The sequence below is a fragment of the Mucilaginibacter sp. SMC90 genome (assembly GCF_022811725.1).
Classification (GTDB): Bacteria; Bacteroidota; Bacteroidia; order Sphingobacteriales; family Sphingobacteriaceae; genus Mucilaginibacter.
In genome coordinates this window covers 2802428-2816132 of record NZ_CP094527.1, presented here as the reverse complement: position 1 = coordinate 2816132, position 13705 = coordinate 2802428, and the positions used below count along the sequence as shown (strand labels likewise).

Below are 13705 nucleotides of genomic sequence, written 5' to 3'. Positions count from 1 at the left end.
TGCGCTTACATAGTCTAAACGCAGGGTGGCGGGCCTCTGGCACGCAAAGGCAATTTTTCTTTGTATCTGCAAACCTTTTACACCTCTGGTGCAGGATACTGAATACCGTTGCCGGGCACTTAATTCCGTCACAGTGCTTAATTTTCTGTTGTTTATTTATTACTGATAGTTTGTATCTTGAATAAACCTTAAACATTACCTATATGCTCCACATCCTTTACATTATCGCTATTATCGCCGAGGCCATGACAGCTGCCTTATCTGCCGGAAGGCGTGACATGGACTGGGTTGGTGTTTGCATTATTGCCTGGGTAACAGCATTAGGTGGCGGCACTGTTCGCAATATTTTGTTTAATCATTACCCGATGAGTTGGGTTGAACACCCTGAATATTTAGTGATCACTGCAGTGGCAGCCATATTAGCTGCTGTTATTGCCCGCCTCATGACCAAAATGAAAACCCTTTTCCTTTACCTGGATGCTTTGGGCCTGGTGGTGTTTACCATTATCGGTTGCCAGATAGCTGAGCAGATCAATCTCCCCATCATTATTATTTTACTGAGCGGTATGATAACCGGTTGTGCCGGAGGTGTGCTGCGCGATGTATTATGTAATGAGGTTCCTCTGTTGTTCCGTAAGGAGGTTTACGCCAGTGCCTCCATTGTTACAGGAGCCTTTTACTTGGGGATTGAACATCTGGGTGCCCCTGCCGGAGTATCTATCGTAGTGGCTTGTACTATCGGTCTGGCCCTCCGCTTGCTCTCTATCAAATACAACTGGCAAATGCCCAAATTTGTGTACCGGGAAGAATGGCATTGATTTTTGATTTCGGAATTGGGATTTTCGATTTCGGATTCTGCTTACGTCAGCTGAAAGCTGACACTGTGGCTCACCACAGGCTGAAAGCCTGCGGCAGTGGTATTTTTATAAACAACAAAAGCGAGATTTCATCTCGCTTTTGTTGTTTTGTGTCCAAACCTCATCCCGAATTTATTTCGGGATCCCACTTGCTAAGACTGCATGCCTGGTTTACACCCTGCATGTGAGGTACTGAAACAAGCATGGCGCATTTTATATTTTATCCACACCATTGTCCCCCTTTAGGGGTTAGGGGCTACTTCTCCGTACTTAACGAATACGGTACATCGCTCACTTTCACAGCTCTTGTTTTATTAGGCTGAGGTGCCATGTTAAAGTTAAGCACCGCACCCTTTTTAAGCTCCGAATGGCTTAACCAGGTTAAATCATAAGGCTTACCGTTAACGCTCAACGTATTAATATATTTATTAGCCGGGCTGTTGTTAGCGGCATTGATCACTACAGTTTTGCCATTCTCAAGGTTAATGGTAACTTTTTTGAATAGTGGTGTGCCTAATACATACTGATCACTGGCTGGGGTTACCGGGTAAAAACCCATTGCCGAAAACACGTACCAGGCTGACGTTTGGCCATTATCTTCATCGCCGCAATAGCCATCAGGAGTAGCTTTATACAGCTTCTCCATAGCGTCACGTACGTGGAATTGGGTTTTCCACGGCTCACCTGCGTAGTTGTACAGATAAATCATATGCTGGATAGGCTGATTGCCATGCGCGTATTGCCCCATATTCATGATCTGCATTTCTCGGATCTCGTGGATAACGCCGCCATAGTAGCTATCATCAAATACCGGCGGCATGGTAAATACCGAATCAAGCTTGGTGATAAACTTCTGCCTGCCGCCCATCAGGTCAATTAAGCCCTGCATATCCTGGAAAACACTCCAGCTGTAGTGCCAGCTGTTGCCTTCGGTAAAAGCATCACCCCATTTAAACGGGCTGAAAGGTTTTTCAAAAGTACCGTCCTGGTTTTTACCGCGCATCAACTTAGTTTCCGGATCAAACAGGTTTTTATAGTTCATGGCACGTGTTTTATAAATGCCTATCTCTGATTCGGGTTTGCCCAGCGCTTTACCTAACTTGTAAATAGCAAAATCATCATAGGCGTATTCTAAAGTACGGGCTGCATTTTCATCAATCTTTACATCATAAGGTACATAACCTAATTTGTTATAGTATTCAACTCCCTGCCTTCCTGTAGCCTGCGGACCAGCATTATTAGCGCCGTGCACCAGGGCATCCCACAAAGTATTGATATCATACCCGCGTAAACCTTTTAAATAAGCCTCAGAAACTACAGAAGCCGAGTTGTTACCGATCATCACCGCCGAATATCCCGGGCTTGACCATTCAGGTAACCAGCCACCTTCTTTATAGTCGTTGATGAGCCCTTCCTGCATTTCTTTGTTGATAGACGGATAAACCAGGTTCAGGAAAGGATATAAAGCCCTGAAGGTATCCCAGAAGCCTGTACCGGCAAATTTATAACCCGGAAACACTTTACCTGTAGAAGCGCTGTAGTGTACTATCTTGTTGTCTTTGTCTATCTCATACAATTTGTTCGGGAAAAACACCATGCGGTAAAAGCATGAATAAAAAGTACGCATCTGATCAACCGAACCACCTTCAACCTGTAAATGGTTAAGGGTTTTGTTCCAAACAGCTTTGGCTTTTTGTTCGGTAACGTCAAAGCTGTCTTTTCCCTGCTCACGCTCCAGGCTAACTTCGGCCTGCTCAATACTGATAAACGATGATGCTACGCGCAAGTGAACCTTTTCGCCTTGTGTGGTTTTAAAACCTATCAAAGCACTGGCATGCTCAGCTTTCAATTCCAAACCATCTGCTTGAGTAGTGTCGCTGAAGGTGTGCGCATAGGTGATCGGCTTATCAACATAAATAACGAAGTAGTTTTTAAAGTTTTTAAGCGGGCCACGGGCGTATTTGGTTGAGTAACCTACAATCTTCTTTTGATCGGGCATGATCTTTACGTACGAACCTTTATTCAACGCATCAATCACGATAAATGAGCTATCAGTTTTAGGATAAGTAAACCTGAACTGGGCCGAGCGTTCGGTAGGTGTAATTTCGGTAGTTACATCATGATCGGCAAGGTACACACTATAATAATATGGCTTAGCGGTTTCAGCTTTGTGCGAGAACCAGCTGGCCCTTTTATTTTGCCCTACCACAGCGTGTTTGGTAACCGGCATAATGGCAAACTGCCCATAGTCGTTCATCCATGGTGATGGCTGGTGGGTTTGTTTAAACCCGCGAATTTTATGCGCATCATAGGTATACGCCCATCCATCGCCCATAACACCTGTTTGGGGCGTCCAGAAGTTCATTCCCCAGGGCAGGGCTATAGCGGGATAAGTGTTACCATTTGAAAGGTCATAATGCGAGTCGGTACCCATTAAGGGATTAATGTACTCAACAGGATCGGTAATTTTATTTACCTGTTGCGCAAAAGTACCGGAGGCCAACAACACGGATGTGATAAGTACCAGGGCTTTTTTCATTGTTTTAAATGTTTAATTTTTGGTGAAACGTTTTACCAGCCGTAAATATAAAAGACTGGCTTGATATGGCCAGTCTTTTATGTGTATTATTTGCAATATACAACTACCAACCCGGATTTTGGGTCAGTTTATTGTTAGTGCTGATCTCACGCTGCGGTATTGGCCACAGATAATATGCTGCTTTCATGGTAACCCCCTGCTCGGTTTGCGAAGCAGTAGGATCGGCAAAAGTATTTGATTGCGGCAAGTAAGCCATATGTGTACGCTGCATATCAAAGTAAGCTTTGTTTTCATAAGCAAGCTCGTGATAACGCTCTCTCCAGATAGCCTGGCGGAAAGTGTCTTTAGTTAAGCCACTTAACGGAGCCAGCTTAGCACGGGTGCGGATAGCGTTAACAGCAGCGTAAGCGTCGGCAGTTGGGCCGTTTACTTCGTTAGATGCTTCAGCATATATCAGCATCAATTCAGGAGCGCGAAGGAAAGTCCAGTTTTCGTCGCTTTTTGCGTTACCATTATCAGCGGCACTCTCAACATGGAAATATTTGTACAAAGCGTGTACGCCAAACTGAATAGTTGTTGCAGGCTTTTGGTACTGTGGATAGCTTGAAAAATAGAACTGACGTTCTTGGGTACGCAAATCACCGGCTTCATAACTGGCAAAAAATTGATCTGTAGGAATCATCGCTCCTAAGTGATCTCCATATCCACCCACTAAAAGGTTAAACGGCAAGGTTAATTGCGGGATAGCGTTTTCTTTTACACCAACCAGGTAGTTGCCCTGGAAAATTAATTCGCCCTGATTTTTATGTGCATTATCATGTAAAAAGGCGTAGCTATCAAACAATGGGTACAGGGTTAAAATATCCTTAGCTTCGGCAGCGGCCTTTGCATAGTTCTCTGTTTTCTGCATTGGGAAACCTGCAGTTGTTAAATAAACACTTGCCAGCAAGGTTTTAACTGCGCCTAATGATACCTTGCCGGTTTGGTCGGTATTTGGTAAACCTGATGTTTTAGCAGATTCCAGATCGCTGATGATCAAATTATAAACATCGGCAACCGGAGAACGCGGAGGATACAGATCCGCGCTGCTTAAAGTTTGAGATTTAGTGATCAATGGTACATCACCATATAACCTAACCAGGTGGTAATAAAAGAAAGCTCTTAAAAAATAAGCCTGGCCTAACAGGTTTTTTTTCACCCCGTCGTCCATAGTAATACCAGGTATCCGCTCAATTGCCAGATTGGCATTGGCTATTGCCGCATAGCTATTTTTCCAAACAGTTTCAAAGCCAGGGTTAACAGCATCGGTACGCTGGTGAATAACATTACCGTTGTTTACGCTCTGGCCCAGTGATGTGGTGTGGCCGGCAAAAAGTTCGAGAGTAATAAACGGACTTTCGCCATAGGCATCACCATTTTGAAACATGTATAATGATGTATAAATACCATTAACAAACGTTTGCGCCTGGCCGGCGTTTTGGAAATAGTTGTCTTTATCAAAACCACTTTTGTTTTTCTCATCGAGATATTTTTGGCAACCGCTAACGCTAATTGCAAGGATCAATATTAAACCGACCCGATAGATATATGATTTAAATTTCATGATGTTTCTGTTTACTATTTATTAAAAGCTTGCATTTATCCCTAACAAGAACACTCTTGGTTTTGGATAATCATAAAATTGGATGTTCTGCGTAAAGTTGCTTGATGCACCCTGGTAAAAGTTTGCTGCACCGTTGTAGGTTGATACCTCAGGATCATAACCGGTGTATTTGGTTATTACAAATAAGTTTTGTGCCTGAACGTACACTCTTAACCGGGTAAGTTTTATTTTATCCAATACAGATTTACCAAAGTTATAACCCAGTGTTACTGCACGGCCACGGATAAAGTTGCCGTTCTCTACTTTAGTAGAGTAGATTTCAGTTTGGTAGCGTATGTAAGCGGGCCTTGTTTCTGCAATTGAGGTGTTCTGGTGCTCAGGAGTCCAGGCGTCTAACACGGTAGCGTAGCTGTTTGCCTGGCCGGTGCGGTCCTGACCCGAGTGCTTAGTTAAATTCATGATTTGGTTACCATAGTTAAATTGGAGATCTATACCCAGATCAAAGCTTTTATAACTAAAGTTGTTGGTGAAAGTACCGTACCCATCTGGTATCGATTTACCTAATACTACTTTATCATCAACGGTAATTTTACCATCTCCGTTAGTATCCTGAATTTTCAAATCGCCCGGGAGCAAGTTGTATGATGCAGCTTTAGCAGCCTCTGCCGTACCCCATGTGCCTAACACTTTGTAACCGTAAAAGCTACCGGCAGGTAACCCAACGCGCATCAGGTTAAATTGTGAAAGAAAGGTAGGATCAAGAAAGATATCATCGTTAGAAGCGCCTAACTGTAAAATTTTATTTTTAAGGAAGGTGATGTTAAATGATGAGTTCCAGGTAAAATCGTTTGTTTTAATATTTACCGTATTGATGCTTAACTCAATACCTTTATTTTCCAGTTTACCGATGTTTTTATATACGCTGGTAAAGCCACTTGTTTCAGGCAATGGCGCATTTAACAAAAGTTTCTGGGTTTTTTTCAGGTAAGCATCTGCATCAATGGTAACGCGGTTATTAAATAAACCAAATGATACGCCGAGGTTGTATTCAGCTGTTTTTTCCCATTGCAGATCCTCATTGCCGATACTTGTAAGGGTAGTGGCATTAGCTACAGCGTTACCAAAAACATAGTTGTTTGGGTTGCCGTTTATATCAGTACTGATGTTTGCCAGTGAACGATATTCGCCAATTTCCGAGTTACCTGTTAAACCATAGCTTAACCTGAACTTAAGGTCGGATATGGTTTTGTTATCTTTCATAAAATCTTCCTGGGATACTCTCCAGGCAAATGCAGCAGAAGGGAAGAAACCATATTTTACGTTTTTTCCAAACCTTGATGAACCATCCTCGCGGCCGGTAAGTGTTAACAAGTATCTGTCGTTATAGTTGTAATTTAAACGGCCATAATATGATTGCATTTGCCACGCATCATAATTAGATATGGGCAAGCTTGGGATTGCGCCTGCGCCTAAATTGTAAAACTGGTAGTAATCATCAATTAAACCGCTTGTAGAGGCATTTAGCCTTAGTTGCTGCGAGTTTTGGCGTTCAGTACCAACAACAACGTTTAATGAGTGTACTTTATTAAATACTTTGTTGTAAGTAAAATAGTTTTGCCATTGCCAGAACGTACGGTTGTACTCATCAATTGATGCCGAGCTATATTTCTGATCGGCAGATTGACCGCCCACTAAACCGGTTTGCGAACGCGGGATATAGTTTGCCGATGTAGTAACACCTAATACCGTGCGGAAATCCAAACCAGGGAACAGTGTAATATTGGCATAACCATTACCACTAAATACCCTGCGTTTAGCCAGTTGCTGTATCTCGTTAGCCTGTGCAACCGGGTTATCGCCACCTTCCATGTTTGGATAGTCGGTACGCTTACCATAGGTGCCGTCAGGGTAGCGAACAGGTATGATAGGAATCATCTCTACTAACATACGCGGAATATTGTTACCGCCAGTACCATAATTACCGGCACGCTGATCTTGCGCGTTAAAGTTTAAGGTACCACCAATTTTTAACCAGGGTTTTACCTGGTCGTCAATGCTTAAACGTGTGTTATAGCGTTTTAAATAACTGTTTAAGATTATGCCTTCATCATCGGCATAGTTTAAAAACAGGCCGTAATTGATTTTATCAGAACCGCCGGTAAAAGAAAGGTTATGGTTTTGGCTAACTGCGGTGCGGGTAGTAGCATCTTGCCAGTCTACATCATAAAGCGGGTTAAGGTTAGCATCAAATAATTTTCCAATCAACGCAGTTCTTATTACTTTCGGATCATCTTTGGCCCACTTACCTTCTGCCCAGCCTGTAGGGTCATATTTTTTAATGTTATCGTAGGCTTTGTCTTCAACAGCTAAAAACTCTTTAGCGTTTAATACATCTAATTTTTTTGCCATGTTGCTTACGCTTACATAAGCGTCATAACTAACTGTGCTCGGGCGGTTTTTAGCGCCGCGTTTGGTAGTTATTAAAATTACACCGTTGGCACCACGTGTACCATAAATAGCTGTTGATGAAGCATCTTTCAAAACATCTATGGAGGCAACATCATTAGGGTTGATGGAATTACCGCCTTCTGTCCAGATAATACCGTCTACCACATAAAGGGGATCGGTGCTGGTATTAATGGAGCTGTAACCACGTATACGGATCTTGGTATCACCGCCCGGTTCGCCCGAGTTTGATGATACGTTAACGCCGGCAATGCGGCCTGATAGTTCCTGCTCAAGGTTGGTTTGCGGCCTATCCTGTAATGTTTTTGCACTTACGCTACCAACAGAACCTGTTAAATCTACACGTTTAGATGTACCGTAACCAACCACTACAACCTCGCTTAATGCTTTTGGCTCTTCGGCTAAAGTAACATCTATCTGGGTTTTACCGGCAATTGGGACTTCTTTAGTAGAATAGCCGATAAAAGTAAACACCAATGTACCGTTACCATCCGGAGCGTTAATGGTGTATTTACCATTCATATCGGTTTGAGCTCCAACCTCGGTGCCTTTTACCTTAACGGTGACGCCAGGAATAGGGCCTTTAGCGTCGCTTACTGTACCTGTTATTTTTATAGGAGCAACAGCTATTTGCGAAACAATCGGCTCGTCCTTCTTTTTTACAACGATAGTTTGGTCAAAAATTTTGTAAGTAAGCGGCTGATCTTTAAAGCACTGATCAAGTGCGTTTTCGATAGATACGTTTGCAACTTCAATGTTGATCTCTCCGGCCTTTGATACATCCTGCTTGTCATACATAAAATGATAGCCGGTTTGCTTTTCTATTGAGCGGAGTACTTTTTCAACGGTAGTGTTTTTTTGGTGCAAAGTAACTATTTGGCTATAACTTTTGGCGCTTACATTGGTAAGGGCCGCAATTATAATAAAGGCAGTTAGCTTCATGGCCAATATAAATTTGCGTAATTGGGGCCATGCCAAAGGCGTGGCCTTAGAATTAAAATTCATAAGTTTGTAGAGTTTGGGTTAAACATTAACTTTCAATTCGTCGATTGTAGATTTTTGGGACCCAGATATTTAGGCCGGGAAAGTACTGCGAATACTTCCCGGCTTTTTATATGCTGATTTTAGGGAATTACCATAGGTGTTTAAACGCATGATAAACCGTTTTACCATTTTGGTCCCATGGGGTCGGGCTAACTTATCTTAGGTATTTCTTCCATCATAGGGTTGTTTAAATTGTTTAAAAATTGGTTGTTTAATATAGTAGGTATAATAATTATGCTATTGCTGTATAGTAATGCGCTTATCTTCAATTTTAAATTTCACCCCGGCATAGCCAAGCATACTCATTAATTCTGATGCTTTTACATTGCGGGAGATCCGGCCTGTAAATTCGCGCTTGGGTATTTTGCCTTCATAAGCCACATCCACGTCATACCAGCGGGCAGCCTGCCTCATAATCGCCTCTATCCCCGCATCCCTGAATTGAAAAATACCATCTTTCCAGGCTATTTCATCATCTACATCAACATTGCTAAGTACTTTCAACCTGCCTGCTTTACTGAGCAGGGCCTGCTGTCCCGGTTTTAAAGTACCGCTTGCAGTGCCGTTTGTTATTTTTACCGAGCCTTCTAACAAGGTAGTTTTCATTTCGGCTTCGTCATTATAAGCCATGATATTAAAATGCGTACCTAAAACCTCAACTGTTGTATTATCCGATTTAACCCTGAAAGGCATCTTCGGATTTTTAGCAACCTCAAAGTAAGCTTCGCCGGTAATGGTGACCTCTCGCGTTTTGCCCGTAAATTTGGTTGGAAAACTTAATGAAGATGCCGAATTCAGACAAACCTTGCTCCCATCCGACAAAACCAACTGATATTGGCCGCCGCGCGGGGTTGAAATAGTATTTATAACCGAAGCCTGAGCATCAGCATCAGTGCTGGTTTCGTAAACCAGCTGGCCGTTACGGGTTTTATTGACCCTGGTAGTTCCCTGCTGCGCCAGCAAACCATTCCGGGCACTATCAAGTGTAATGGTTTTACCGTTGGCTAAGGTCAATACAGCTCTGTTGCCACCCGGTAAAACATCATTTTTAAATTGAGCTTTGGCAATACTTTTTTTTGTAACAACCTGCTTTTTTTGATTGCTGTAAATGTAAGCGCCAAAGCCAACAAGAAATAAAAGCGAAGCGGCAACCCCCAGCTTCTTCCATGGCAAATTATTATGCTTTGGCAGAACCGGGGCAGGCTGTTCGTAGTTATTAGTTCTTAAAATTTTATTGAGCATATCCGCGCTTTTTGAGCGGTCAAAAAGCGGCCCGTTATCATCAAGCCTATCCCAGGCCTGGTGTATGAGCGAGGCAAGCTCCGCATCAGTTGCCGACGAGTTGATGATCTCAAAAAACTCATCAAGCTCGGCCTTAGTAGCGGTGCCATTATAATAAGCGCTAAATAAATAATCAAGCCTGGCGTAAAGTTCGCTCATGGTAAATATTTTTCGGTGTAACTGTATAATTGGCTACAGTGAGTTAGGGCAGATCTCATATACATGACACCTGTTAGATTAAAAAAGGGGGTATTGCTTTTAAAAAAAAATTAAAAAAAGTGAATCAGTACTATTGCCAGTACTATAACTTCCATGTGCTCATGCACATAGTCTTTTATTGCAGTAGTGGCTATTTGCAGATACTTTTTTACAGTTTCGCGGGATAGCTCCAATTCATCGGCAATTTCATGATATTTAAGGCGGTTATGGCGGCTCATAAGATAAACCTTTTGCTGCTGTGGTGGCAACCGGTCAATAGCCTCATCAATCAAATTATAATAATGATCTGTTTCCTGCACCTCTGCAACAAAAGGTACAATTCGGGTTTCTTCCAGCTTTTTGAGTTGAACTTGTTCCCGGGCAACTTTCCGCAAACAGTTTAAAGCATGGTTTTTTGAAATTACAAACAGGTAAGCCTTGAAATTATCAACCCCGGTAAGCGTTTCGCGGGTCATCCAGATCTTTATAAAAACGTCCTGAACAACCTCTTCGGCCAGTTCAACAGATTGTGTTATACGCAAAATATGAACGCCTAAACGCTGATGATAAGCTGAAAATAGCTGCCGGAAAGCAAACTCATTACCCTGAGCTACTTGCATAAGCAGTTCCTTCTCAATTGATTGAGTAAATTCAAACATAGGCTAATGTATGGTTGTTGCAAATATTATAAAAATCGCAGTATTTGCAGCATTAATATTTATATCGATGAAACCAACATATAACTATAAAGAAATTGGAATGTTTCAAAAATACGGCAAGGGCCTATTCCTTAAGGTTGTTTAACTATTAGGCATGTATTTAAATAAAGTATCATCAGTACAATGAGGGTTGCCAATCCATCCAAACTAACCCGTTTTTTCTCTTGTTTATAATCGGCCTCCCCCCTGTTCACCTTTGTTTTCGGCCCATTTTACAGTACAATTACCTCCCCTAAATATTTATAATTCAATACGTTTTAGCTACAGGAGGTTTGAGCCAGTTCAATATTACCTTCTGTAGTTTGCCGGGAGGCCATATGAATATTAAAAATTAAAGCTCATTCTATTCTTCATTTCTATTATCAGGTAAGATCAGGCATCTTATAAAAAACTTTTAATTGACAATGCTTAGATATTGACGTAACTGTTTTAGCTGTAAAAAACAAAAGCCTTCATTCAAAATACACAGACGGTATTTTGAAATGAAGGCCCCGGCCTATTCTATTTTAAACTTTTGCGATAGAGATCTTCGGAGAAACTTATAATCCTTTCAATACCCCTACTGTGTACTCAATCTGTTCGGCATGTACATCCAGGTGAGTCACAAAACGGATCCGGTTTTTACCTGTGTCGCTGGCTTTGATGCCTTTTTCAGCAAGTTTGGCAAGTATGGCAGAAGCCGGTTCCACAGTATCAAACAAAACTATATTAGTTTCAACCGGGATCACATTGCCCACCCATGATAAACTCCCCAGCTCCTCACCTAAAATACGCGCATGGGCATGATCAATCGCAAGGCGCTCGATATGGTGATCAAGCGCATAAATACCTGCGGCAGCTAAAAACCCAGCCTGACGCATGCCGCCACCCAATACCTTACGAATGCGGCGCGCATATTTGATTGTTTCTTTATCAGCTAATAAAACTGAACCTACAGGTGCTCCCAAACCCTTTGATAAACAAACCGAAATGCCGTTAAAATATTTACCATAGTTAACCGCGGCATCGCCGGTATGTGCAAGTGCATTAAAAATCCTGGCCCCGTCAAGATGAAGTTTCAAACCTTTTTCCTGGCAAAGGCCGGCAATGGGTTTAATATGATCGAGCGTGTAGCAGCTGCCGCCGCCTTTGTTAACTGTGTTTTCTAAAACAACCAAACTGGTATGCGGGTAATGGATGTTTTCGGCATTGATTTCGGGCTCTATCAACTCCGGTGTAAGGATACCACGGTAGCCGTTCAGCAACCGGGTAGACACCGCCGAGTTAAAGGCTATCCCCCCGCCCTCATAGCGGTAAACATGCGCAGTTTGATCGGAAATGAGTTCATCAAGCGGTTGCGTAAAGCACTTAATGGCAATTTGATTGGTCATAGTACCTGAGGGGCAAAATATGCCGGCCTCCATGCCAAACATGGCAGCAGCCTTGGCTTCAAGGGCATTTATAGTTTCGTCTTCGCCAAAAACATCATCCCCTACTTTAGCGCTCCACATCGCTTCGAGCATGCCGGGCGTTGGTTTGGTTACAGTATCGCTTCGTAAATCAACAGTGAGTTGCATTTAATATTTCTTTATATTTTAGGCTCAAATATCTAAATCTTATGCGTACTATTTTTCTGTTATTATGTATTTTAAGTGTTACCCTTACTACAAAGGCCCAAAGTAAACGATTTGATAAATGGGTGCCAGGTTCTTTTACCGATACTGCAAACCGCACCCGCACCGGTTTGATCAGCTGGACCCTCGCCGATCAGGATATGTTTGACAAAGGTGGTTGTATTTCCTACAAAGAAAACAAGGATGCTGATTTTGTTTACATATCAACCGAATGGATGAAGTGCTTTACCATGGAGGCCGACACATTTATGATAACCAAAGCAAAGGGATTTGGACGCAATCCTATCATTAAAGTGGCAATCAATAATGCAGAAAAACTCTATTATTACCTGCCATATACAAGCAACAGATATGCAGGGAGCTTTAATGGTATGCCAACATATTTTAAAAGTGGTAGTGATTTAAACTATTATACTTTTTATGCAGGCCCTGATGCGGAAAACATAACCCATATCACTAAAGATAATTTTGTGGAGATGCTATCAAAAATAATGGCCGATAAGCCCGAAGTTATTGCCCGAATAACCGATAAAACATTTGATTATAAACACATTAATGACCTTGTTAAATATTACAAAACCGGCGAATTGCCCAAAAACTTAAAGTAAGCAGGCAGGGATATTAAAAAGTCAAAATTTGCGTTCTTTGTATCAGTACTTGAAACTTATTATGCGTTCAATTTCAATCATATTATTCTTCGTGCTGTGTTTCGGAACAGCTTATTCGCAAAAATGGCAACCAGGTAGTTTTACCGATGTAAAGGGCAACCGCGAAACTGGGCTTATCCGCACTAATCCTTCGGGAAAAGGGCCAATAAAAGGTGAAGGCTTCATTGAGTTTAAAGAAAATGAAAAAAACAATCCATACAAACTAAGCGCCAGCGATTTAAAATCGTTTGTTGTTGGGCAGGATAGTTTTGTTGTAGCACATGCTCCGGCAAACGAATCGTGGACCAAGGAAGAAACAGACTTTGTAAAAGTGGTACTTGATGAGCCCGTGAAGTTATTTATGGCCAAGGGAGGCAAAGGCGGTGGTGGCAGCGGCTTTGGCATTACACCCGGGATAGCAGCAGGGTATGGCTCAGGTGGATACGGTGGAGGAATTGGCGGAGGCATAGGTATCAACCTTGGCGGCGGCAGGGGCGGCGGTAGTTCAAAAACAACCTACTATTATGGCGAAAATACCGCAGGTATGAAACGCCTCACCGACGAAAATTTTGAAGACATTATGAGTGACATTATGGGCGATGAACCAGATCTGGTTGATCAGATCCATGAACATAAATTCAATATTAAAAGTATTGATAAGCTCATTGCAAAGTTCAACGAGTTGCAAAAAGCAAGGCAATAAATATTGATTGTTTTGCTATAAAAAGCTGCCGGCCT

General features: G+C 42.2%; 9 protein-coding genes. 3 read left to right on the top strand and 6 right to left on the bottom strand.

Annotated elements, in window-relative coordinates; translation table 11 throughout:
• Window positions 1–203: 203 nt before the first annotated feature.
• Window positions 204–818, top strand: a complete 615-nt coding sequence (locus tag MTO98_RS12175; RefSeq protein WP_243486924.1) for a trimeric intracellular cation channel family protein — start codon at window positions 204–206, stop codon at window positions 816–818.
• A gap of 295 nt (window positions 819–1113) precedes the next feature.
• Here the strand turns inward: MTO98_RS12175 and MTO98_RS12170 are convergent, their stop codons facing one another.
• The 6 genes from MTO98_RS12170 to MTO98_RS12145 form a co-directional block, all read right to left on the bottom strand.
• Complete coding sequence (locus MTO98_RS12170; RefSeq protein WP_243486923.1) at window positions 1114–3396, bottom strand: GH92 family glycosyl hydrolase; 2283 nt, start codon at window positions 3394–3396, stop codon at window positions 1114–1116.
• 103 nt (window positions 3397–3499) lie between these two features.
• On the bottom strand, window positions 3500–4999 hold the full coding sequence (locus MTO98_RS12165; protein WP_243486922.1) for a RagB/SusD family nutrient uptake outer membrane protein: 1500 nt from the start codon (window positions 4997–4999) through the stop codon (window positions 3500–3502).
• Window positions 5000–5020: 21 nt separating this feature from the next.
• The gene (locus MTO98_RS12160) at window positions 5021–8470 is read right to left on the bottom strand and encodes a TonB-dependent receptor (RefSeq protein WP_243486921.1); all 3450 of its coding nucleotides are present in this window, start codon (window positions 8468–8470) and stop codon (window positions 5021–5023) included.
• 276 nt (window positions 8471–8746) lie between these two features.
• A complete protein-coding gene (locus MTO98_RS12155; protein WP_243486920.1) occupies window positions 8747–9949 on the bottom strand; it encodes a FecR family protein in 1203 nt (400 codons plus the stop codon).
• 110 nt (window positions 9950–10059) lie between these two features.
• Entirely contained in the window at window positions 10060–10647 is a 588-nt protein-coding gene (locus tag MTO98_RS12150) for an RNA polymerase sigma factor (RefSeq protein WP_243486919.1), read from the bottom strand.
• 599 nt (window positions 10648–11246) lie between these two features.
• Complete coding sequence (locus MTO98_RS12145) at window positions 11247–12263, bottom strand: low specificity L-threonine aldolase (RefSeq protein ID WP_243486918.1); 1017 nt, start codon at window positions 12261–12263, stop codon at window positions 11247–11249.
• A 41-nt stretch (window positions 12264–12304) separates the two neighbouring features.
• On the opposite strand from MTO98_RS12145, the gene MTO98_RS12140 reads away from it, so the two are divergent.
• Together MTO98_RS12140 and MTO98_RS12135 are read left to right on the top strand one after the other, a co-directional pair.
• Entirely contained in the window at window positions 12305–12928 is a 624-nt protein-coding gene (locus MTO98_RS12140; RefSeq protein WP_243486917.1) for a hypothetical protein, read from the top strand.
• 61 nt (window positions 12929–12989) lie between these two features.
• Window positions 12990–13670 (top strand): hypothetical protein, encoded by a 681-nt coding sequence (locus tag MTO98_RS12135; protein ID WP_243486916.1) that lies wholly within the window; start codon window positions 12990–12992, stop codon window positions 13668–13670.
• Window positions 13671–13705: the final 35 nt, after the last annotated feature.

Coding starts and splice junctions, on each gene's coding strand:
- MTO98_RS12175 (WP_243486924.1), top strand. CDS start 204: ATGCTCCACATCCTTTACATTATCGCTATTATCGCCGAGGCCATGACA.
- MTO98_RS12170 (WP_243486923.1), bottom strand. CDS start 3,396: ATGAAAAAAGCCCTGGTACTTATCACATCCGTGTTGTTGGCCTCCGGT.
- MTO98_RS12165 (WP_243486922.1), bottom strand. CDS start 4,999: ATGAAATTTAAATCATATATCTATCGGGTCGGTTTAATATTGATCCTT.
- MTO98_RS12160 (WP_243486921.1), bottom strand. CDS start 8,470: ATGAATTTTAATTCTAAGGCCACGCCTTTGGCATGGCCCCAATTACGC.
- MTO98_RS12155 (WP_243486920.1), bottom strand. CDS start 9,949: ATGAGCGAACTTTACGCCAGGCTTGATTATTTATTTAGCGCTTATTAT.
- MTO98_RS12150 (WP_243486919.1), bottom strand. CDS start 10,647: ATGTTTGAATTTACTCAATCAATTGAGAAGGAACTGCTTATGCAAGTA.
- MTO98_RS12145 (WP_243486918.1), bottom strand. CDS start 12,263: ATGCAACTCACTGTTGATTTACGAAGCGATACTGTAACCAAACCAACG.
- MTO98_RS12140 (WP_243486917.1), top strand. CDS start 12,305: ATGCGTACTATTTTTCTGTTATTATGTATTTTAAGTGTTACCCTTACT.
- MTO98_RS12135 (WP_243486916.1), top strand. CDS start 12,990: ATGCGTTCAATTTCAATCATATTATTCTTCGTGCTGTGTTTCGGAACA.